The sequence below is a fragment of the Bartonella taylorii genome (assembly GCF_023920105.1).
Taxonomy (GTDB): Bacteria; Pseudomonadota; Alphaproteobacteria; order Rhizobiales; family Rhizobiaceae; genus Bartonella; species Bartonella taylorii.
Map to the genome: position 1 here is coordinate 1824098 of NZ_CP083693.1, position 21137 is coordinate 1845234.

Annotated in this window: 23 protein-coding genes; 2 read left to right on the forward strand and 21 right to left on the reverse strand. The window is 38.2% G+C overall.

Features of this window, described 5'->3' with window-relative positions; genetic code table 11:
• Positions 1 to 4: 4 nt before the first annotated feature.
• Both sdhA and LBE40_RS07795 read left to right on the forward strand, forming a co-directional pair.
• Entirely contained in the window at positions 5 to 1849 is a 1845-nt protein-coding gene (sdhA, locus tag LBE40_RS07790) for a succinate dehydrogenase flavoprotein subunit (RefSeq protein WP_004857905.1), read from the forward strand.
• A gap of 14 nt (positions 1850 to 1863) precedes the next feature.
• Positions 1864 to 2643, forward strand: coding sequence for a succinate dehydrogenase iron-sulfur subunit (locus LBE40_RS07795; protein WP_004857903.1), 780 nt, complete (start codon positions 1864 to 1866; stop codon positions 2641 to 2643).
• A 677-nt stretch (positions 2644 to 3320) separates the two neighbouring features.
• Here LBE40_RS07795 and virB11 read toward each other — a convergent pair.
• The 21 genes from virB11 to LBE40_RS07900 form a co-directional block, all read right to left on the reverse strand.
• Positions 3321 to 4385: a P-type DNA transfer ATPase VirB11 gene (virB11, locus tag LBE40_RS07800; RefSeq protein WP_196792883.1), complete on the reverse strand. Its 1065-nt coding sequence runs from the start codon at positions 4383 to 4385 to the stop codon at positions 3321 to 3323.
• Entirely contained in the window at positions 4357 to 5523 is a 1167-nt protein-coding gene (gene virB10 / locus LBE40_RS07805) for a type IV secretion system protein VirB10 (RefSeq protein ID WP_004857900.1), read from the reverse strand. The genes virB11 and virB10 overlap by 29 nt, the downstream gene beginning before the upstream one ends.
• Positions 5523 to 6332, reverse strand: a complete 810-nt coding sequence (gene virB9, locus LBE40_RS07810) for a P-type conjugative transfer protein VirB9 (RefSeq protein WP_004857899.1) — start codon at positions 6330 to 6332, stop codon at positions 5523 to 5525. Before virB9 ends, virB10 begins: the two co-directional genes overlap by 1 nt.
• 13 nt (positions 6333 to 6345) lie before the next feature.
• Complete coding sequence (locus LBE40_RS07815) at positions 6346 to 7047, reverse strand: VirB8 family type IV secretion system protein (protein WP_004857897.1); 702 nt, start codon at positions 7045 to 7047, stop codon at positions 6346 to 6348.
• A complete protein-coding gene (locus LBE40_RS07820) occupies positions 7044 to 7187 on the reverse strand; it encodes a TrwH protein (RefSeq protein ID WP_208432331.1) in 144 nt (47 codons plus the stop codon). Before LBE40_RS07820 ends, LBE40_RS07815 begins: the two co-directional genes overlap by 4 nt.
• 242 nt (positions 7188 to 7429) lie before the next feature.
• Positions 7430 to 8275: a TrbL/VirB6 family protein gene (locus tag LBE40_RS07825; RefSeq protein ID WP_252615182.1), complete on the reverse strand. Its 846-nt coding sequence runs from the start codon at positions 8273 to 8275 to the stop codon at positions 7430 to 7432.
• Between the two features lie 178 nt (positions 8276 to 8453).
• The gene (locus LBE40_RS07830; protein ID WP_004857892.1) at positions 8454 to 9200 is read right to left on the reverse strand and encodes a TrbJ/VirB5 family protein; all 747 of its coding nucleotides are present in this window, start codon (positions 9198 to 9200) and stop codon (positions 8454 to 8456) included.
• Positions 9197 to 9340 (reverse strand): TrwH protein, encoded by a 144-nt coding sequence (locus LBE40_RS07835; RefSeq protein ID WP_208432331.1) that lies wholly within the window; start codon positions 9338 to 9340, stop codon positions 9197 to 9199. Before LBE40_RS07835 ends, LBE40_RS07830 begins: the two co-directional genes overlap by 4 nt.
• Before the next feature lie 242 nt (positions 9341 to 9582).
• Positions 9583 to 10428, reverse strand: coding sequence for a TrbL/VirB6 family protein (locus tag LBE40_RS07840; protein WP_252615182.1), 846 nt, complete (start codon positions 10426 to 10428; stop codon positions 9583 to 9585).
• 183 nt (positions 10429 to 10611) lie between these two features.
• Positions 10612 to 11520 (reverse strand): TrbJ/VirB5 family protein, encoded by a 909-nt coding sequence (locus tag LBE40_RS07845; protein ID WP_252615183.1) that lies wholly within the window; start codon positions 11518 to 11520, stop codon positions 10612 to 10614.
• Entirely contained in the window at positions 11517 to 11660 is a 144-nt protein-coding gene (locus tag LBE40_RS07850; RefSeq protein WP_208432331.1) for a TrwH protein, read from the reverse strand. Before LBE40_RS07850 ends, LBE40_RS07845 begins: the two co-directional genes overlap by 4 nt.
• 242 nt (positions 11661 to 11902) lie before the next feature.
• Positions 11903 to 12748, reverse strand: coding sequence for a TrbL/VirB6 family protein (locus tag LBE40_RS07855; RefSeq protein ID WP_252615184.1), 846 nt, complete (start codon positions 12746 to 12748; stop codon positions 11903 to 11905).
• 183 nt (positions 12749 to 12931) lie between these two features.
• Complete coding sequence (locus tag LBE40_RS07860) at positions 12932 to 13801, reverse strand: TrbJ/VirB5 family protein (RefSeq protein ID WP_252615185.1); 870 nt, start codon at positions 13799 to 13801, stop codon at positions 12932 to 12934.
• Positions 13798 to 13941, reverse strand: coding sequence for a TrwH protein (locus LBE40_RS07865; protein ID WP_208432331.1), 144 nt, complete (start codon positions 13939 to 13941; stop codon positions 13798 to 13800). Before LBE40_RS07865 ends, LBE40_RS07860 begins: the two co-directional genes overlap by 4 nt.
• A 242-nt stretch (positions 13942 to 14183) precedes the next feature.
• Positions 14184 to 15029, reverse strand: coding sequence for a TrbL/VirB6 family protein (locus LBE40_RS07870; protein ID WP_252615184.1), 846 nt, complete (start codon positions 15027 to 15029; stop codon positions 14184 to 14186).
• 183 nt (positions 15030 to 15212) lie between these two features.
• Positions 15213 to 16088 (reverse strand): TrbJ/VirB5 family protein, encoded by an 876-nt coding sequence (locus tag LBE40_RS07875; protein WP_252615186.1) that lies wholly within the window; start codon positions 16086 to 16088, stop codon positions 15213 to 15215.
• A gap of 66 nt (positions 16089 to 16154) precedes the next feature.
• On the reverse strand, positions 16155 to 16307 hold the full coding sequence (locus LBE40_RS07880) for a hypothetical protein (RefSeq protein ID WP_004857887.1): 153 nt from the start codon (positions 16305 to 16307) through the stop codon (positions 16155 to 16157).
• Between the two features lie 242 nt (positions 16308 to 16549).
• Positions 16550 to 17395 carry a TrbL/VirB6 family protein gene (locus LBE40_RS07885; protein WP_252615184.1) on the reverse strand — a complete coding sequence of 282 codons (846 nt, stop codon included), beginning with the start codon at positions 17393 to 17395 and terminating at the stop codon, positions 16550 to 16552.
• A 189-nt stretch (positions 17396 to 17584) separates the two neighbouring features.
• On the reverse strand, positions 17585 to 18352 hold the full coding sequence (locus tag LBE40_RS07890; RefSeq protein ID WP_004857880.1) for a TrbJ/VirB5 family protein: 768 nt from the start codon (positions 18350 to 18352) through the stop codon (positions 17585 to 17587).
• Positions 18328 to 20820, reverse strand: coding sequence for a VirB4 family type IV secretion/conjugal transfer ATPase (locus tag LBE40_RS07895; protein WP_004857879.1), 2493 nt, complete (start codon positions 20818 to 20820; stop codon positions 18328 to 18330). The genes LBE40_RS07890 and LBE40_RS07895 overlap by 25 nt, the downstream gene beginning before the upstream one ends.
• 2 nt (positions 20821 to 20822) lie before the next feature.
• Positions 20823 to 21131: a VirB3 family type IV secretion system protein gene (locus LBE40_RS07900; RefSeq protein WP_004857877.1), complete on the reverse strand. Its 309-nt coding sequence runs from the start codon at positions 21129 to 21131 to the stop codon at positions 20823 to 20825.
• Positions 21132 to 21137: the final 6 nt, after the last annotated feature.

Below are 21137 nucleotides of genomic sequence, written 5' to 3' on the forward strand. Positions count from 1 at the left end.
CGATATGGTGAGCAAAGGATCGTCTCTGGGGGCTAGAGCAGGTAATGCCCCTTATCACACTGTGGATCATAAATTTGATGTTGTTGTCGTTGGTGCGGGTGGTGCGGGTTTACGTGCAACGCTTGGAATGGCGGAACAAGGGTTGAAAACAGCTTGTATCACAAAGGTTTTCCCAACTCGGTCGCACACGGTTGCAGCACAGGGTGGTATCGCAGCGTCACTTTCGAATATGGGGCCTGACAATTGGCAATGGCATTTGTACGATACGGTGAAGGGGTCTGATTGGCTGGGTGATACCGATGCAATGGAATATTTGGTACGTAATGCACCCGCTGCTGTGTACGAATTAGAACATTATGGGGTGCCCTTTTCTCGTACGCAAGAAGGTAAAATTTATCAACGACCCTTTGGGGGACATACGACAGAGTTTGGAGAAGGCCCGCCAGTCCAGCGCACTTGCGCAGCAGCTGATCGTACGGGGCATGCGATTTTGCATACACTTTATGGACAGAGTTTAAAGCATAATGCGCAGTTTTTTATTGAATATTTTGCTCTTGATTTGATTATGACAAATGGTGTTTGTACAGGTGTTGTGGCGTGGAATCTTGATGATGGTACAATACACCGTTTTTCCGCTAAAATGGTTGTTCTCGCAACGGGTGGCTATGGGCGTGCTTATTTTTCAGCAACATCAGCACATACTTGTACGGGTGACGGCGGTGGAATGATCGCGCGTGCCGGGCTGCCACTCCAAGATATGGAATTTGTTCAATTCCATCCTACAGGTATTTATGGTTCTGGTTGCTTAATCACAGAAGGGGCGCGTGGTGAAGGTGGCTATTTGGTCAATTCTGAAGGTGAACGCTTTATGGAGCGCTATGCGCCTTCCTTTAAAGATTTGGCTTCACGTGATCTTGTTTCGCGTTGTATAACGCTTGAAATCCGTGAAGGACGTGGTATTGGTCCGAAGAAGGATCATATTCATTTAGTTCTTAACCATATTGATCCTGCTATATTACATGAGCGGTTGCCGGGGATTTCTGAATCAGCACGGATTTTTGCAGGTGTTGATGTAACAAAGGAACCTATCCCCATTCTTCCAACAGTTCATTATAATATGGGTGGTATTCCCACCAATTACTATGGGGAAGTTCTCAATCCAACGGCAGATTCACCGGATCGTGTTCAACCAGGTTTGATGGCAGTGGGAGAAGCTGGGTGTGCTTCTGTCCATGGAGCCAATCGCTTGGGTTCGAATTCATTGATTGATCTTGTTGTGTTTGGGCGTGCAGCTGCGATTCGTGCTGGTGAAGTGATTGACCGCGATGCAGAAATTCCACCTCTCAATGAATCAGCCGTTGACGAAATTATGGCGCGGTTTGATCGTTTACGCTTTGCTCAAGGGGGGATACCAACCGCCGTGTTGCGTGAAAAAATGCAACGCACTATGCAGGAGGATGCTGCTGTATTCCGTACAGCAGATTCTTTGCAACAAGGATGTCAGCGTATAAGCCAAATTTGGGGTGAACTGTCTGATCTCAAAGTAACAGATCGCTCATTGATATGGAATTCTGATTTGGTTGAAACATTAGAACTTGAAAATCTCATGGCCAATGCAATAACAACTGTTTATTCAGCAGAAGCACGTCTAGAAAGTCGGGGAGCGCATGCACGTGAAGATTATCCAGAGCGTGACGACAAAAATTGGCGTAAACATACACTTTCACATTTATCAAAAGAAGGAAAGGTAACGTTGTCGTATCGTCCTGTCCATGTGGAGCCGTTAACATCTGAAGCAGATGGCGGTATTGATTTAGAGCGTATTGCGCCTAAAAAACGCGTTTACTAAGGGGAGAATAAATTATGGTACAAATTAAGCTTCCCAAAAACTCACAAGTGAAAGTTGGAAAGGTTTGGCCTAAGCCTGAAGGTGCTACACAACTGACAGAATTTCATGTTTACCGTTGGTCACCAGATGATGAGGAAAATCCTCATCTTGATACCTATTATGTAGATCGTTCAGCTTGCGGTCCTATGATTCTTGATGGGCTTTTGTTTATTAAGAATCATATTGATCCAACTTTGACTCTTCGTCGATCGTGCCGTGAAGGTATTTGTGGTTCCTGTGCAATGAATATTGATGGGACCAATACATTGGCTTGCACTAAAGGTATGGATGATGTGGCGCATCCTATTAAAGTGTACCCACTGCCTTCCATGCCGGTTGTCAAAGATTTGGTTCCTGATTTGAAGCGTTTTTATGCGCAGCACCGTGTGATTGAGCCTTGGTTGCAAACTGTTTCACCGGAGCCAGCAAAAGAATGGTTACAAAGTCACTCCGATCGCCAAAAAATTGATGGTCTTTATGAGTGTATTTTGTGCGCTTGTTGTCAGACATCATGTCCTAGCTATTGGTGGAATGGTGATCGTTATTTGGGACCAGCTATTTTGCTTCAAGCGTATCGCTGGATTGCTGATTCGCGTGATGAGATGTGCGGAGAACGTCTTGATAATCTGGAAGATCCTTTTCGACTTTATCGGTGCCATACGATTATGAATTGTACGCAAACTTGTCCAAAGGGGTTAAATCCAGCTAAGGCAATTGCTGAGATTAAAAAACTTATGGTTGAACGCCGTCTTTAAAAAATTATTCGTTAATGGGGTAACGTGAGAGATCGGAAGGCATACATGCTTTTTGCATTCTTTGAGATGACGTGTGGGGTTCTATCTATAAAAGTTTATTAGCTTTTAAAAAGGGATGTCTCTTGCTTTGAGAACAATAGATATTTTATTGTATTGATCTGCTCAAAATCACTTAGTCATTGCTGTATAGGTTGTGTAAGTCTTTATGTGGGAAGTTGCTCTGATAGTTGCAAAGTGATTTGCAACATTGCGGAATTGTGCTGAGAAAAAGTACTAAAATAGGATTGGTTTGCATTAAAAAGTAGTAAAATGTGTTTTAAGTTATTTTCAGCTCTAAAGTTTGATTGCTACAAAGGGTAGAAGTAATTTTTACAGAAATTTTCTGTGCTGGAGTGTTTATCCTCTCGTAATTTTTTGTTTTTAGCATAACAAGGTATATTTCCAAAAAATAAATGAAAAAATTTATTGAAAGCTATGGAATCTTCGTATGTGATTTAGTTTTTTTCTTTGGACTGTGTAGTTATCATCAACTTTTCACCCTGTTGTAAGAGCGTAAAAAGTTTACCAGAGAGATAGGGGGGAGGGAAAAGCTTGTTTCAAAAGATTAAAATAAATAGCCGTAACAATTTGTTACGGCTATCATTGTCTGTGTAATATTATTGAGAATAAAATTTCACTTAAACTATCTTTGATTTAGAAAAAATTGGATCGTAAAAGACTTCAGAAAGCTTTCTATCTTTGAAGAACAATACTACATCCACTGTAGTGTAAAGCACTACCTTTATCATTTCTAGTTCGAGTTGACGGCCAACCTCTGATCTTTTGATCAATGTGGCACATCGTTCGAATGTTTGCAAAGCATTGTTGGCGTGTGTAGTTGTAATGGATCCTGGATGCCCAGTATTCAATGAATTGAGATATTCCCAAGCTTCATTGCCACGCAGTTCCGCAAGAAAAATGCGGTCAGGCGATTGACGTAAACATGCATCTAGGCACTCTTCAGCGGAAACACGGCCTGCTCCGTTACCATAAAGCATATGTACATGGTTTGGATGATTCGGTAAAAAAAGTTCATGAACATCCTCAATCGTGATAATACGCTCTTCTACGGGTACTTTTTCAATTAAGGAGCGAGCAAATGTTGTTTTACCCGATCCTGTTTTGCCTGCGATAATGATATTGCGTTTATGAAGTACGCATTCTTTCAAAAATTCAAGAACTTTTCTATCACGTTTGAGGCGCAGGAGTTGAACTTCAAATGGCTCTAATCGTGTGAAATCCTGCTGTGATAACAAATTATTTGCTTCTTTCTCAGTAGGCTTATTGAAGCTTACATCGGCAAAATCATTAAATGCACCTTCTTCATTGAATTCCTCTAGCGTTTTAACTGTAAGGGAATGCTTACGAATCATAAAGGAGAGCGTGCCATCGATAACAGCTGGTGTTTGTACAATTGTACCGCGCTGTCCTCCGGGTAAGCGCACATAATTAACACTTCTGGGAGCCATACCATTATAAACGATAATGGCTGTGATAAGCGTTTGCAAAAAAGTAGCTGTTAACTCTGGCACGCTATGTACTTGCCAACCCTCAAAGCTCTTTATCCACACTTCACAGGGGCGGCAAATCGATAATTCAGTAATTTTCGGATCTTCTAAGAAATGATCAAGCGGTTGCAGAAGTTGTGCAACTGCTTGATCTTTCTGTATTTGGTTAGCGTGTAACGAGGCTGTAGACATCACTGAAATCCAAATCTCGAGCAACAAAAATACTTATCCGCTCGCCCTGGTTCTTGTAAAGTGTTGGTGTAATATTTATGGAGTTTTGAATAACGTCGGTAACTACCGATTCAGCATTCTGTATACCTTGAGATTGTGTTTTTTCCTTATCTTTACTTCCTCGCCCAATTTTATCTTTTACCCAGTCTCCTAAGTCACCAATTATACTCACCATGATTGCTCCACCGAATCGTTCCCAAAAATGTCTGTCAATCCAACCACCAATGCCGGCTTCTCCAAGAGGGCCAGTGCCGGGTGAATCAAGGTTAACGATAACACCAGAAGGTGTTTCAATACGCGACCATTGTACAAAGACGCGCGTTTGTCCCTGTTGTAGGCCACTTTGATAGAAACCGACGACTTTAGAACCACGATCTAACAAAACAACGCGACCGCTTGTGGAATAAATATCACGTGTTAAATGACATGTTGTCATTCCCGGCTGTGATGTGATAATCTTAGTTTCTAGTACGCAATCTATCTGCGTTCCTTGGGTAATCAAGAGATCACGATTATGAAGTTGAACCGCGCGTGATTGGCCTAATCGTACAGGTTGTAGCTGGTCGAATAATATGCCATTACTTCTGTCGTTTGCAGATGCATTCCCTTTTGAACGCTCTGTAGAGCTTTCGCTACTACCACCATTGTTAAGACCAGAACTGAACATACGCTTGCGCGCTAATTCTTCAGAATCTTTAATCAAATGTGGTGGAATCGTCGTTTGAAGTAGCTTGGCCCAAGCAGGTGGAAGCTCTTGTATTGAGTCTTCTGTTTCTGTTACTTTCTCAACTTCTTCTACAACTTTCGGTTCTTCTATGACTTTAGGGGTATAGCTTGGTATAATTTGTTGTACCGTCTGTTGAGGTTTTTCTTCCTCAACTTCTATGCTATTACGCATTTTTAGAGCTTTCCAAGTCAGAGCAATCGGTACGGCTACGATGACAATGATTCCTACCATCAATAATGCACGTGCACCAGGAATTGTTGGACGGGGTTCTGAACCTAGTTCGGAGCTACCATACGCACCTTCAATATGCTTTGGTTCGGTGTAATCCAGTGTCGCGCTTTTGCTGATTTCATCTCCTTTCTTATTGTCGAACATCACTTTCCTCCTTCTTTATTAATTCGGTGAACTACCGAGGATATTGTTCCAGTTGTATTTGGTATACCATTGGGGTCGTAGGCTTCATTGAAAACAGCCAAAGCACGTTTGCCAAGCCGTATAAGCCACTTGGGATTAACCTTATGAACAGCGATAATATCATTGGAATTTCCTACAACAGTACGCGGTATTAAGCTTTCATTGCCTTCGGCATCTACTACGTAAATTGATGGCATATCCATGTTAGCGGGAAATTTAAAATAGGTAATACGTCCATTATCCCAAGCGTTGATCGGAGCAATGTCTTGGTTGCCGCTCATAGTATAGCTAAGGTTATAACCTTTTACGCTTTGATGAAAACCACGCTCAATGGCAAGACGTTGGCTGTTCTCATGTAATTTTTGGGTATTTGTATCGGGATAATGAAAAGCTAATTCATAAGTAGATCCAGCACGATCATTTCGAAACTGTAGTCGGAATTTGTAGCTACGTTTATCGGTTACAACGATGAGATTTGTATTGGCAAGTTCTGCTTTTGGTTTAATAAAAATATGCCGCCCTTTATGAGCAAAGGCATAGGCTTCTGAATCACCAAAGGCATGAGTGATATAATGTTCACCTTCTTCAAGAATGATATGTGTTGCCACACCAAGAACTGTTTCAATTTGAACCACATCGGCTTCGTTATATGTTATATAGCGAATGCGATGATCATATTGTGAATTCGATGGGCTTTTGAGTGCCTGCACAGGTACTGTATAAAAAGAAGAAAACGAAGACAGTAGAACGAAGAATGTAAGTTTTTTCATAACAATCAATTCCTTAATCATTCAACAATATTTCCGGGTCAGAACGGTAACTTGTCACTTGAAAACCGAGGGGGTTAAGCAATCGATCAGATGATTTCATGGGTGCACCAATATAGGTGTAGCTAATTGTTGCTATCTGGTGCTGCTTGGGTCCAGTAGTAGCACCGTTGCTGTCAAGTTGCTGAGTCGTAAAACGTACAGTTGCTTGACCGAGTCCATTAGGCTGGATTGATCGTACTTTAACTGTGATACGTGCTTTGTTGGAAAGCACTTTATCCCGTGCATTTTCTCCATCATAGATTTTATAATATTCTTGTTGAACAGATGCCGCACTTAAAAGTGCTGTTGTGTCGTAGTTTAGTTGAATGGTATCATAGTCGTAAGTTTCGCGGTTAAGCACATATTGATTGAGCCAATATCTGTCCACAACTTCACCGTAGCTGGTTTCATGCTCACGCATTACAGAAATAACATCAACAGCACCCGTAGTATTATCAACGCGCAATACTAAGGGAGTTGGTGCTGGTTGAGAAAATCCAACGACTCCACATATCATACCGAATAAGCCAAAAAGACCAAGAGTACTCGCTACACGCCATGCCGTTCTACGCGATCTTATAAATTCATTTATGAGATCACGTTCTAAACCTCGACTTTCTTCGTAATAACTGCTGAGTTGTTCAGCTTTCACTGGTTTTGCTTGTTTTGTTTTCATATGTCTCCTCGCTTGATTTCGGCAGGGATTGTTTTATTAATAGGTACACGGTTCCAATTACTTGGTTGCTTTGGCTTTGGTGCTAATACACAAGCTGATAAAAGGTTTGTAATCAGAATTATAAGAATGATAGATTTCATTTTAATATGACTCTTTTTACTGTTGTATCCATTCTGATATTTATTATCATTATTATAATTTTGACACTAAAGTAAAGTGTATAGTTTGCGATAATTGATCTTTTCTTAATTTCATTTTTAAATTTATGAAAATAGCCCAATTTCAGTGCGAATATTTTTTACTGTAGGATTGGATATCCTCGTTATTTTGTCATATGGATATTAGGGGCGTCTGTTAGGGGAAGCATTGCTTTTTATATCATCTAGTTTCTATGTCTCCATAGATGTCCAAATGTAATTCCTTTTGCGAGAGAATTGGCAACACTTGATAGTTTGAGTAAAAGCGTGATGGATATAATGGACAAGATGAGAGCACCCCCAAACATGGCGCTTATATTCTGGTCGTAATCGAGTCTCATATCTCTCAAATAGTTTACAAAGATATGCATCATCAGATTAAATACAGTCGCTAAGAGTAGAAAGAGGATTGTATAATTGATGATTTGGATTATCCATTGCTCGAAAAGGCGATGAGTTGGTTGCCAGAGCAAAGCAATGATGAAGAGAGGTCCCCATCCTACGAGAAGTGTAATAGCGATTTTTGTTAGGAGCACGAGACCACCACCGATTGCTACTACGAGGCTTGTTGCTAGCAAGATGATGATGCCTAAGAGACTGTAAAGCAGTCCATTGGCTTCGAAGAAGACGGTTTCTTGGAAAAGACGTCCTGCATATTGAAATCCTTTGGTTGCTGCTGTGTCCAGTAGATTCATTAATTGTGTATCATTAAGTGGATCTGTTATGAGCGCTTTTGATAACTCATAGGGCATTTGTGTTATCAAATTGGCAATTTCACTTTGATACAGTCCTGCGGTAAGAGCTATTGAGGTAATAATACTTATCCGTAGGAACCGATTTACAAATCCGGAGAGAGGCATATCTATAGCGCCCCGAATGATGAGCCATCCATAGATGATGAAAGCGATTGTGATACCGATTGATACAAAGGGTGTGATTGTAGCTATTGTTTTTGAGGAAATATCTGTGACATATGTTTTTGTTATCTGATCAATTTTATTGAAAAGTTGCGTGAACACTGTAAAGTCCATGGAATTCCTCTTTAACGAATTTTCAATTTTTTATCACCTTGAAACATTACCTAAGTATTTTCACTACGTTATCTTGGCTTTGAGAAAACCCTTCTGCCCCTCTGAATTGTTCAGATAGTACTGAACCTTCTACATTGGCTTTTGTTTTCATGAAAAAAAGCAAATGTTGTAAAGGGCTTTATTGGTTAGATCTTATTTTAGGTATACCTTTGTGGTGAGAGGCTACAGTTTTTCCATATAATTTACGTTTTTGTATTTCGATAAGATTCTCTTCGTCTTCGCTTAAATTTCTGACCATTTGTAGCTTTGTATATTCATTTTGGATCATGGATGACATGGTCTTAATGCGTGTTTGCAACTCGAAAACTTCTTTGAGATCTTTTGTTTTATTTATCTTATCTAAAAAATCGTCTATTTGTTTAAAGCGGTTCTCTGCGTCTTGGAAAGTTTGAAAACTTACAGCTTTATCGACAATTCCACTATATTTAAGACGCGTATTAATTATTTCGCGCATCCTATGATACGGCAAGTTCTGGAAGCTGTACCTTTTTTCTTCGAGAATAATGTCACGAAAAAATTTTTTAAATTCCCCAACACCACTCATGACTTGGTAGTTTGTCTGTGCTTTTGGGTAGACAGAAGGCAAAAATTCTAAGAAATAATGAAAACTCTCTCTTGCCATTGGTGTTGATGTGTCATTTCCTATTATAGACTGATGGATTTTTTTCGTATTTTCAATCTGGTTTTCGGTTGCTATAATTTGTTGTTTTAACAAATTAATAATTTCCAGATATTCTGCTTTTGAAAAAGGAATTTGAACAGCTGAGCCTTGAGTCCCAGAACCCCAACTAAAGTTAGACGTTAGAGTTAAATTTATCATTCCCAAAAGGGTAATCATTCCTGTTATAATAAATCGCTTTTTCATATGTCTCCTCGCTTGATTTCGGCAGGGATTGTTTTATTAATAGGTACACGGTTCCAATTACTTGGTTGCTTTGGCTTTGGTGCTAATACACAAGCTGATAAAAGGTTTGTAATCAGAATTATAAGAATGATAGATTTCATTTTAATATGACTCTTTTTACTGTTGTATCCATTCTGATATTTATTATCATTATTATAATTTTGACACTAAAGTAAAGTGTATAGTTTGCGATAATTGATCTTTTCTTAATTTCATTTTTAAATTTATGAAAATAGCCCAATTTCAGTGCGAATATTTTTTACTGTAGGATTGGATATCCTCGTTATTTTGTCATATGGATATTAGGGGCGTCTGTTAGGGGAAGCATTGCTTTTTATATCATCTAGTTTCTATGTCTCCATAGATGTCCAAATGTAATTCCTTTTGCGAGAGAATTGGCAACACTTGATAGTTTGAGTAAAAGCGTGATGGATATAATGGACAAGATGAGAGCACCCCCAAACATGGCGCTTATATTCTGGTCGTAATCGAGTCTCATATCTCTCAAATAGTTTACAAAGATATGCATCATCAGATTAAATACAGTCGCTAAGAGTAGAAAGAGGATTGTATAATTGATGATTTGGATTATCCATTGCTCGAAAAGGCGATGAGTTGGTTGCCAGAGCAAAGCAATGATGAAGAGAGGTCCCCATCCTACGAGAAGTGTAATAGCGATTTTTGTTAGGAGCACGAGACCACCACCGATTGCTACTACGAGGCTTGTTGCTAGCAAGATGATGATGCCTAAGAGACTGTAAAGCAGTCCATTGGCTTCGAAGAAGACGGTTTCTTGGAAAAGACGTCCTGCATATTGAAATCCTTTGGTTGCTGCTGTGTCCAGTAGATTCATTAATTGTGTATCATTAAGTGGATCTGTTATGAGCGCTTTTGATAACTCATAGGGCATTTGTGTTATCAAATTGGCAATTTCACTTTGATACAGTCCTGCGGTAAGAGCTATTGAGGTAATAATACTTATCCGTAGGAACCGATTTACAAATCCGGAGAGAGGCATATCTATAGCGCCCCGAATGATGAGCCATCCATAGATGATGAAAGCGATTGTGATACCGATTGATACAAAGGGTGTGATTGTGGCTATTGTTTTTGAGGAAATATCTGTGACATATGTTTTTGTTATCTGATCAATTTTATTGAAAAGTTGCGTGAACACTGTAAAGTCCATGGAATTCCTCTTTAACGAATTTTCAATTTTTTATCACCTTGAAACATAGATACATGCTAAACGCTTCATTTTCATTTATACATTACCTAAGTATTTTCACTACGTTATCGTGGCTTTGAGAAAACCCTTCTGCCCCTCTGAATTGTTCAGATAGTACTGAATCTTCTACATTGGCTTTTGTTTTTATCGTATGATAGGCATCCCTTTTTTTTCATGGTTAAAAATTTTCATATCAAGTTCGCGTCTTTTCCTTTTGATAAGTGATTGCTCAGCCTTACGTAAATGCGTTATCATTTGTATCGTTATAGATTCATTTTGGATCATGGCTAATGAAGCATCGATATGTGCTTGAAGATCTGCAATATCTTTCAGGTTTTCTTTTGTTTGAAGTTCATTAAATATATTTTTGAGGTATTTAAAACGATTTTCTATTTTTTCAAAAGTTTTCAAAGTCATAGCTTTATATAGTAACGAGAAAAATTCTAAACGATCAAAAAGCAACTTGCCCATTTTATCAAAAGGCTCAGAAATTTTGTTTTCGTCCTCCAATACCTTTTGATATGATTCCCTTGAAAGCTTATCACTTTTATAGAGCGATTCTGGCTCTTTGAAAAAAAAACTAGAAAAGTCTATTTTTTTAGGTGCAGTTTTCTGACTATTTGTTATAGCTTGATAGGTTTTTTCTGTTTGCGAAAGTTGTTCTTTTTTTAACGCAAGCTGTTTTTTTAAGAGCTCAATAATTTCCCCCTTTTTTAATAGGTTAATAATCTCCAGATATTCTGCTGATGGAGCAGGTGGTGGGGGTGAAGCAGGTTGTGGCGGTGAAGCAGGTTGTGGCGGTGAAGCAGGTTGTGGCGGTGGAGCAGGTTGTGGCGGTGGAGCAGATGATTGCAATTTTGAACATTTTTCTAGGATTCCAGTGCTGTCTTTTCCAGTTGTTCTCTTTTCAAATTCTGCAGATGACACTGCTAGAACATTGCATACAACTGATGGATCTGCGCTTACATCTACTTTAGAAAAATCCAATGCATGTGCCAAATTTATCATTCCCAAAAGGGTAATCATTCCTGTTATAATAAATTGCTTTTTCATATATCTCCTCGCTTGATTTCGGCAGGGATTGTTTTATTAATAGGCACACGGTTCCAATTACTTGGTTGCTTTGGCTTTGGTGCTAATACACAAGCTGATAAAAGGTTTGTAATCAGAATTATAAGAATGATAGATTTCATTTTAATATGACTCTTTTTACTGTTGTATCCATTCTGATATTTATTATCATTATTATAATTTTGACACTAAAGTAAAGTGTATAGTTTGCGATAATTGATCTTTTCTTAATTTCATTTTTAAATTTATGAAAATAGCCCAATTTCAGTGCGAATATTTTTTACTGTAGGATTGGATATCCTCGTTATTTTGTCATATGGATATTAGGGGCGTCTGTTAGGGGAAGCATTGCTTTTTATATCATCTAGTTTCTATGTCTCCATAGATGTCCAAATGTAATTCCTTTTGCGAGAGAATTGGCAACACTTGATAGTTTGAGTAAAAGCGTGATGGATATAATGGACAAGATGAGAGCACCCCCAAACATGGCGCTTATATTCTGGTCGTAATCGAGTCTCATATCGCTCAAATAGTTTGCAAAGATATTCATCATCAGATTAAATACAGTCGCTAAGAGTAGAAAGAGGATTGTATAATTGATGATTTGGATTATCCATTGCTCGAAAAGGCGATGAGTTGGTTGCCAGAGCAAAGCAATGATGAAGAGAGGTCCCCATCCTACGAGAAGTGTAATAGCGATTTTTGTCAGGAGCACGAGACCACCACCGATTGCTACTACGAGGCTTGTTGCTAGCAAGATGATGATGCCTAAGAGACTGTAAAGCAGTCCATTGGCTTCGAAGAAGACGGTTTCTTGGAAAAGACGTCCTGCATATTGAAATCCTTTGGTTGCTGCTGTGTCCAGTAGATTCATTAATTGTGTATCATTGAGTGGATCTGTTATGAGCGCTTTTGATAACTCATAGGGCATTTGTGTTATCAAATTGGCAATTTCACTTTGATACAGTCCTGCGGTAAGAGCTATTGAGGTAATAATACTTATCCGTAGGAACCGATTTACAAATCCGGAGAGAGGCATATCTATAGCGCCCCGAATGATGAGCCATCCATAGATGATGAAAGCGATTGTGATACCGATTGATACAAAGGGTGTGATTGTGGCTATTGTTTTTGAGGAAATATCTGTGACATATGTTTTTGTTATCTGATCAATTTTATTGAAAAGTTGCGTGAACACTGTAAAGTCCATGGAATTCCTCTTTAACGAATTTTCAATTTTTTATCACCTTGAAACATAGATACATGCTAAACGCTTCATTTTCATTTATACATTACCTAAGTATTTTCACTACGTTATCGTGGCTTTGAGAAAACCCTTCTGCCCCTCTGAATTGTTCAGATAGTACTGAACCTTCTACATTGGCTTTTGTTTTTATCGTATGATAGGCATCCCTTTTTTTTCATGGTTAAAAATTTTCATATCAAGTTCGCGTCTTTTCCTTTTGATAAGTGATTGCTCGGCATTACGTAAATGCGCTACCATTTCCATCTTTATAAATTCATTTTGGATCATTGCTAATGAACCATCGATATGTGCTTGAAGATCTGCAGTATCTTTCAGGTTTTCTTTTGTTTGAATTTCATCTAATAGATGTTTGAGGTATTTAAAACGATTTTCTACGTTTTCAAAATTTTCTAAACTTACAGCTTTATCTAGTATCGATGCAAATTGTAAACGCCTTGAAATAGCTTTGCCCATTTTATCAAAAGGCTCAGAAATTTTGTTTTCGTCCTCCAATACCTTTTGATATGATTCCCTTGAAAGCTTATCACTTTTATAGAGCGATTCTGGTTCTTTGAGAAAAAAACTAGAAAAGTCTATCGTTTTAGGTGCAGTTTTCTGACTATTTGTTATAGCTTGATAGGTTTTTTCTGTTTGCGAAAGTTGTTCTTTTTTTAACGCAAGCTGTTTTTTTAAGAGCTCAATAATTTCTTCTTTTTTTAAAAGCTGAAGGATTTCCGAATATGCTGCTGATGGAGCAGGTGGTGTCGGTGGAGCAGGTTGTGACTTTTTAGGTGGTTTTGGCTTTTTTTTAACTTGAGGTTTATTAGGACGTTTAATTTTAACATTTTTATTGTCTGTTGAAGCTGACAAGCCAGGATATTCCCGATATGATATAGCTCCTCCTGATATGTGGAGTTTTACTTTATTTCTATTATACCCATGTTCGCTATTTGCATGTGCCAAATTTATCATTCCCAAAATGGTAATCATTCCTGTTATAATAAATCTCTTTTTCATATATCTCCTCGCTTGATTTCGGCAGGGATTGTTTTATTAATAGGCACACGGTTCCAATTACTTGGTTGCTTTGGCTTTGGTGCTAATACACAAGCTGATAAAAGGTTTGTAATCAGAATTATAAGAATGATAGATTTCATTTTAATATGACTCTTTTTACTGTTGTATCCATTCTGATATTTATTATCATTATTATAATTTTGACACTAAAGTAAAGTGTATAGTTTGCGATAATTGATCTTTTCTTAATTTCATTTTTAAATTTATGAAAATAGCCCAATTTCAGTGCGAATATTTTTTACTGTAGGATTGGATATCCTCGTTATTTTGTCATATGGATATTAGGGGCGTCTGTTAGGGGAAGCATTGCTTTTTATATCATCTAGTTTCTATGTCTCCATAGATGTCCAAATGTAATTCCTTTTGCGAGAGAATTGGCAACACTTGATAGTTTGAGTAAAAGCGTGATGGATATAATGGACAAGATGAGAGCACCCCCAAACATGGCGCTTATATTCTGGTCGTAATCGAGTCTCATATCGCTCAAATAGTTTGCAAAGATATTCATCATCAGATTAAATACAGTCGCTAAGAGTAGAAAGAGGATTGTATAATTGATGATTTGGATTATCCATTGCTCGAAAAGGCGATGAGTTGGTTGCCAGAGCAAAGCAATGATGAAGAGAGGTCCCCATCCTACGAGAAGTGTAATAGCGATTTTTGTCAGGAGCACGAGACCACCACCGATTGCTACTACGAGGCTTGTTGCTAGCAAGATGATGATGCCTAAGAGACTGTAAAGCAGTCCATTGGCTTCGAAGAAGACGGTTTCTTGGAAAAGACGTCCTGCATATTGAAATCCTTTGGTTGCTGCTGTGTCCAGTAGATTCATTAATTGTGTATCATTGAGTGGATCTGTTATGAGCGCTTTTGATAACTCATAGGGCATTTGTGTTATCAAATTGGCAATTTCACTTTGATACAGTCCTGCGGTAAGAGCTATTGAGGTAATAATACTTATCCGTAGGAACCGATTTACAAATCCGGAGAGAGGCATATCTATAGCGCCCCGAATGATGAGCCATCCATAGATGATGAAAGCGATTGTGATACCGATTGATACAAAGGGTGTGATTGTGGCTATTGTTTTTGAGGAAATATCTGTGACATATGTTTTTGTTATCTGATCAATTTTATTGAAAAGTTGCGTGAACACTGTAAAGTCCATGGAATTCCTCTTTAACGAATTTTCAATTTTTTATCACCTTGAAACATAGATACATGCTAAACGCTTCATTTTCATTTATACATTACCTAAGTATTTTCACTACGTTATCGTGGCTTTGAGAAAACCCTTCTGCCCCTCTGAATTGTTCAGATAGTACTGAACCTTCTACATTGGCTTTTGTTTTTATCGTATGATAGGCATCCCTTTTTTTTCATGGTTAAAAATTTTCATATCAAGTTCGCGTCTTTTCCTTTTGATAAGTGATTGCTCGGCATTACGTAAATGCGCTACCATTTCCATCTTTATAAATTCATTTTGGATCATTGCTAATGAACCATCGATATGTGCTTGAAGATCTGCAGTATCTTTCAGGTTTTCTTTTGTTTGAATTTCATCTAATAGATGTTTGAGGTATTTAAAACGATTTTCTACGTTTTCAAAATTTTCTAAACTTACAGCTTTATCTAGTATCGATGCAAATTGTAAACGCCTTGAAATAGCTTTGCCCATTTTATCAAAAGGCTCAGAAATTTTGTTTTCGTCCTCCAATACCTTTTGATATGATTCCCTTGAAAGCTTATCACTTTTATAGAGCGATTCTGGTTCTTTGAGAAAAAAACTAGAAAAGTCTATCGTTTTAGGTGCAGTTTTCTGACTATTTGTTATAGCTTGATAGGTTTTTTCTGTTTGCGAAAGTTGTTCTTTTTTTAACGCAAGCTGTTTTTTTAAGAGCTCAATAATTTCTTCTTTTTTTAAAAGCTGAAGGATTTCCGAATATGCTGCTGATGGAGCAGGTGGTGTCGGTGCGAGATTTCCGTTATTTCCAGAAGTAGGTGGAAGTTTTTTGGGTGGCTGGGAACCTTTTGGTGGCTTGCGGCCTCTTGGTGGTGTTGGTTGTTTTTGACGTCTCCTTGCTGCAGTGAGATCATCTAACCCCGTACCAGAGGCTACAATAACACGCTTGCTACTTCCTCCTTGCTTAGTAACAGTGTCACTTCTTGTTAAGTTTGTTGTTCCAAGAAAAGCACTAATTGTTATGATAATAATCAGTTTTTTCATATTTTATTCCTTTTAATTTTCACATATTTAGAAAGACTGACCATTACATTAACCTCATAAATCAGTTTATGAAATTCCTTTGTCTCCTCGCTTGATTTCGGCAGGGATTGTTTTATTAATAGGCACACGGTTCCAATTACTTGGTTGCTTTGGCTTTGGTGCTAATACACAAGCTGATAAAAGGTTTGTAATCAGAATTATAAGAATGATAGATTTCATTTTAATATGACTCTTTTTACTGTTGTATCCATTCTGATATTTATTATCATTATTATAATTTTGACACTAAAGTAAAGTGTATAGTTTGCGATAATTGATCTTTTCTTAATTTCATTTTTAAATTTATGAAAATAGCCCAATTTCAGTGCGAATATTTTTTACTGTAGGATTGGATATCCTCGTTATTTTGTCATATGGATATTAGGGGCGTCTGTTAGGGGAAGCATTGCTTTTTATATCATCTAGTTTCTATGTCTCCATAGATGTCCAAATGTAATTCCTTTTGCGAGAGAATTGGCAACACTTGATAGTTTGAGTAAAAGCGTGATGGATATAATGGACAAGATGAGAGCACCCCCAAACATGGCGCTTATATTCTGGTCGTAATCGAGTCTCATATCGCTCAAATAGTTTGCAAAGATATTCATCATCAGATTAAATACAGTCGCTAAGAGTAGAAAGAGGATTGTATAATTGATGATTTGGATTATCCATTGCTCGAAAAGGCGATGAGTTGGTTGCCAGAGCAAAGCAATGATGAAGAGAGGTCCCCATCCTACGAGAAGTGTAATAGCGATTTTTGTCAGGAGCACGAGACCACCACCGATTGCTACTACGAGGCTTGTTGCTAGCAAGATGATGATGCCTAAGAGACTGTAAAGCAGTCCATTGGCTTCGAAGAAGACGGTTTCTTGGAAAAGACGTCCTGCATATTGAAATCCTTTGGTTGCTGCTGTGTCCAGTAGATTCATTAATTGTGTATCATTAAGTGGATCTGTTATGAGCGCTTTTGATAACTCATAGGGCATTTGTGTTATCAAATTGGCAATTTCACTTTGATACAGTCCTGCGGTAAGAGCTATTGAGGTAATAATACTTATCCGTAGGAACCGATTTACAAATCCGGAGAGAGGCATATCTATAGCGCCCCGAATGATGAGCCATCCATAGATGATGAAAGCGATTGTGATACCGATTGATACAAAGGGTGTGATTGTAGCTATTGTTTTTGAGGAAATATCTGTGACATATGTTTTTGTTATCTGATCAATTTTATTGAAAAGTTGCGTGAACACTGTAAAGTCCATGGAATTCCTCTTTAACGAATTTTCAATTTTTCATGTGCTTTTTAAGCATTTTTCGTTGATTTTTTTAGGATGGAATTAAACTCTGCGGACTTTTTCAGTCTATGAGAGAGAATTTAATATTATGCATTAACTTTTGCTTTTTACGAGTATACAGGAAAAATAATATACAACATATTGTTATAAAAAGCTTTATCTAATAAATCTTATGGTAGGCATTTTCGTGTTTTTACTATTCAAAATTTTTATGTTATGTTTGTCCTTCTGTTGTTTGATAAGCGTATATTCAGCGTTGCGTAGATGCGTGACCATTTGTAGTTTTGCTGTTTCATTTTGTAGCATAGCGAGCATTCCAATTATATGTGCTTGTAACTCAGCAATATTTTTTAGATCTTTTGTTGTCTTGATTTCGTTTAATAGTTCTTCAATTTGCTGAAAACGATAGTTTGCTTCTTCAAAAGTTTTTAAACTGACAGCTTTATCAGTGATGGCTGCATATTGGATACGCTTGTTGATAAAACTGCTAGATTCATGGATAGAGGTGGGAATTTCTTCTTCTTCTTTTAAAATATTTTTAAGTGATGCAGATAGAGCAGAAGATTTATTTCTATTGTAGAGCGTTTCTGGATTTTTGAGAAAAAAACTGCTGTGGTCTGTCTGTGCATTTTTAAGTTTTTTAGTATCGAATTTTTGGCTTCCCGTTATAGACTCGTGTATCTTTTTTGTTTCCTCAAGTTGTTTTTTTAGTATATCGAGAAGTTCTCTAACAGGTAGCTCTTCCTTTTTTTGTGGAGGTTTTTTAGGCTTTGGTTTTGAAGATGAACTTCCAAAAAAATTGGGCCACGTCGTTGGAACTAAAGCTTCCAAATCCGCTGATCCAGCACCCCAAACCCAAGCCATTGCTGGGTTTGAAATCCCTAAAATTATTACAACTACTATTGAAATGACCTTTTTTTCCATGTTTCCCTCCTGTCATTTTTTGCCTGCTGTACGAAAATTGGTAACCATATTGCCGGATCATCACCAACTTCCGCGATAATGCTTTCGGCTAATTCCGCGTTATCAGGTGTACCTGATAACACCAAAAGTTCGTCACTAAAGTCGTGTTCGATGGTTTTTCCATCGCTTGTCAGATGGAATTTACCGAGATTCAGTTCTGCAAGCGCAGATTGATCGCCCTGCTTAATGAGAAATTGGCGACTAAACTCACCGAGTCCTTTAACGAGTTCAAATTCAGTATCTGTTAGTTTAAAACCTTTTGTATAATCTTCATAATTTGCTTTGGGGTTGGCTAGAAAAATGTAAGTCGCACATTGTTGAATGAGTGTTTTGGCAATATTACTTTCCAAAGCATCGCTAGGCTCTTGTGTTGCATAAACAAAAATACCATTTTGCTTACGGATAGTCTTTTGTTTATTTTTCGCTAAATCTTCAAAGTACGGATCTTGCAATGGTTTCCAAAACTCATCAAAGATATACATAAATCGCTGTCCGCTAATCATGCCTTCTGTGCGGTAAAGCAAATACATCATCACTGGAGTACGAGTTTCCGGATTATCTAAGAATTCTGTAATATCAAAGCCATAAATTTGATGTGTTGAGAGATTAAGTGCATCACTGGGATTATCAAACAACCATCCATAATCACCACCTTCACACCATTTTACCAAACGAGCGTGAACTGATGGGTGCGCATTGTAATCACTTAAATGCGGATTTGGTAAGAATTGCACTAGAAAAGATAAGCGACGGAGCGAGCGATCAATATTGTTACTCATGACAGACATGACAGCTTGGTTAATTTCTTCTTCGTCGTGGTGTGTGACTTCGCCACCAGCTTCTGCTAACTTTTTAACAAACTGTTTTAGAAAAATTAGGTTTTCTTGTGTAGGAGGGAGTTGGAATGGGTTAAAACCACTTTGCCTACCAGCTTTAAATGATAAGTATTTTCCTCCCATCGCCCGAATAGCGATTTCCATGCCACGATCTTTATCAAAAACAACGGTTGTTGGTTTGAACTTTTGTGCTTGCGCTAATAGAAATCCGAGTAGCACTGTTTTACCAGAGCCAGACTGTCCGATGATTGCAGTATTACCAAGTAACCGTTTATTTGTCGAATCTTCTTCAAGTTTAGAGGCATGAAAATTGAAATAAAGCGGTGTTTTACTCACTGTTTTAAGAATTGTTACTGCCGGTCCCCACGGATTTCCTGTCGGTTTTCCGGACATAAAATTATGAAAAGATGAAAATGACAAGAAGTTGAGGGATGTAATTGGCGCGGGACGTGGCCGCCATTTCCAATTTGCAGGAAGTTGCGCCCAATAACCAGCTTCAATAGCTAAATCTACGGGTTTTGGTAATACCGCAACGTCTAGTAGTGCTGCGTTTGCTTTTGCCATATGGTCGCGAACTTGTTGAATTGTGTCGCCGTATATGGTCAGTGTGCAATGATGCTCGCCCATGACAAAATGTCCACTTACAAGCTGATTAAGTGCTTCGTCAATTTGCTCAATTTGGCTTGTCGCTACATCACGTGCATCGATAAGATTACGTTGATGTCGCTGTAAATAATCTTTGGCAGCATGTCGCGAGAGTACAGAAAAGCTCTGCGTTAGCACGAACTCGAAATCACTTTCTAACAAAACATTAAGTTGTCCTGGTTTGGTTGTTATGTCATATTCCTTGATTTCCATCATTCCAAACCGGCGCATTCCAGTAATTGTGCGCAGTTCACCGAGAGCACCCCATTTTGAGAAAAAAGGCCGATTTATAGATATATAATCGGCAAAACGATCATAGCAGATCGGCATAGGACGGTATTCGCCATTGACAAGCATTCCGAGAAATTCAAGGGCAGAAGAATAAGCATGACCATTTTTTTCATAAGCACCAAGAAGTTCCGCACCGTAACGTTTAAATGACTGTCCTAAGGTACGGTTGATATCATTGAGAGCTTTAATACATGATTCTTGCCGCAGCTTTTTTTGATCAAGTGTTTCACGCTCATGCTGAGAAAAAAACGACATAACCTTATCAGCTATTGGTTGGAAAACGACAGTTAGATACAGATCATTGACCATAAGGTTATAACCAGTAAAACTTTGCCGGTATTTTTCATCAAGTTGATAGCAAAATGTTTTATCAAATGTTGAATCGGGATATTCATAAACACGCCGACGTACAATATGCGTCCACAACGATAAATTAGCTGATGCAACACCACGTAGAGTATTGTTTAACTCTTTAGTCCACTGATAGATATCTTCTTCTGAAGCATTTTGATGCGAGCGTCCATCAATTTTCCATACCGACAAATATTCAGCGTCTTTGGTAGAGATAATCGTATCTGTAATGTGGTGTGAGTAGGGTATGAATAGACTTACTGGTGTCTCTGATGTGAGGCGCTTGCTGCTTTCAACAGCTGTCATGCTTATCTCCTTTTGCGGTAATGAGAGGGGCTGTAACTTGATGCTCCCCAAAAACTCTTGTTTCGGTTACGGAATTTAGTATCGATCCACAACCACCAGATCCGGAATGCCTTATCATCATTCTTGGTAATTTGCGCCATAATGAACCATAATGGTGGTGCGATTATCCACAAAAAGATATTTATTGTCATGGCAACAGAAGCGACACCTACAACCATAATAATAAGCGGCATCATTGGCACACCCCAAAGTGTTGGAACGCGAGTCGCTCCCTTAAATAAAGGAAATTCTTCCTGTTTTTGCGGTTTCATGGACGA

Excerpts from the sequence above, each read along its gene's own strand:
- sdhA (WP_004857905.1), top strand. The coding sequence starts at position 5 with ATGGTGAGCAAAGGATCGTCTCTGGGGGCTAGAGCAGGTAATGCCCCT.
- LBE40_RS07795 (WP_004857903.1), top strand. The coding sequence starts at position 1,864 with ATGGTACAAATTAAGCTTCCCAAAAACTCACAAGTGAAAGTTGGAAAG.
- virB10 (WP_004857900.1), bottom strand. The coding sequence starts at position 5,523 with ATGTTCGACAATAAGAAAGGAGATGAAATCAGCAAAAGCGCGACACTG.
- virB9 (WP_004857899.1), bottom strand. The coding sequence starts at position 6,332 with ATGAAAAAACTTACATTCTTCGTTCTACTGTCTTCGTTTTCTTCTTTT.
- LBE40_RS07815 (WP_004857897.1), bottom strand. The coding sequence starts at position 7,047 with ATGAAAACAAAACAAGCAAAACCAGTGAAAGCTGAACAACTCAGCAGT.
- LBE40_RS07820 (WP_208432331.1), bottom strand. The coding sequence starts at position 7,187 with ATGAAATCTATCATTCTTATAATTCTGATTACAAACCTTTTATCAGCT.
- LBE40_RS07825 (WP_252615182.1), bottom strand. The coding sequence starts at position 8,275 with ATGGACTTTACAGTGTTCACGCAACTTTTCAATAAAATTGATCAGATA.
- LBE40_RS07830 (WP_004857892.1), bottom strand. The coding sequence starts at position 9,200 with ATGAAAAAGCGATTTATTATAACAGGAATGATTACCCTTTTGGGAATG.
- LBE40_RS07835 (WP_208432331.1), bottom strand. The coding sequence starts at position 9,340 with ATGAAATCTATCATTCTTATAATTCTGATTACAAACCTTTTATCAGCT.
- LBE40_RS07840 (WP_252615182.1), bottom strand. The coding sequence starts at position 10,428 with ATGGACTTTACAGTGTTCACGCAACTTTTCAATAAAATTGATCAGATA.
- LBE40_RS07845 (WP_252615183.1), bottom strand. The coding sequence starts at position 11,520 with ATGAAAAAGCAATTTATTATAACAGGAATGATTACCCTTTTGGGAATG.
- LBE40_RS07850 (WP_208432331.1), bottom strand. The coding sequence starts at position 11,660 with ATGAAATCTATCATTCTTATAATTCTGATTACAAACCTTTTATCAGCT.
- LBE40_RS07855 (WP_252615184.1), bottom strand. The coding sequence starts at position 12,748 with ATGGACTTTACAGTGTTCACGCAACTTTTCAATAAAATTGATCAGATA.
- LBE40_RS07860 (WP_252615185.1), bottom strand. The coding sequence starts at position 13,801 with ATGAAAAAGAGATTTATTATAACAGGAATGATTACCATTTTGGGAATG.
- LBE40_RS07865 (WP_208432331.1), bottom strand. The coding sequence starts at position 13,941 with ATGAAATCTATCATTCTTATAATTCTGATTACAAACCTTTTATCAGCT.
- LBE40_RS07870 (WP_252615184.1), bottom strand. The coding sequence starts at position 15,029 with ATGGACTTTACAGTGTTCACGCAACTTTTCAATAAAATTGATCAGATA.
- LBE40_RS07875 (WP_252615186.1), bottom strand. The coding sequence starts at position 16,088 with ATGAAAAAACTGATTATTATCATAACAATTAGTGCTTTTCTTGGAACA.
- LBE40_RS07880 (WP_004857887.1), bottom strand. The coding sequence starts at position 16,307 with ATGAAATCTATCATTCTTATAATTCTGATTACAAACCTTTTATCAGCT.
- LBE40_RS07885 (WP_252615184.1), bottom strand. The coding sequence starts at position 17,395 with ATGGACTTTACAGTGTTCACGCAACTTTTCAATAAAATTGATCAGATA.
- LBE40_RS07890 (WP_004857880.1), bottom strand. The coding sequence starts at position 18,352 with ATGGAAAAAAAGGTCATTTCAATAGTAGTTGTAATAATTTTAGGGATT.
- LBE40_RS07895 (WP_004857879.1), bottom strand. The coding sequence starts at position 20,820 with ATGACAGCTGTTGAAAGCAGCAAGCGCCTCACATCAGAGACACCAGTA.
- LBE40_RS07900 (WP_004857877.1), bottom strand. The coding sequence starts at position 21,131 with ATGAAACCGCAAAAACAGGAAGAATTTCCTTTATTTAAGGGAGCGACT.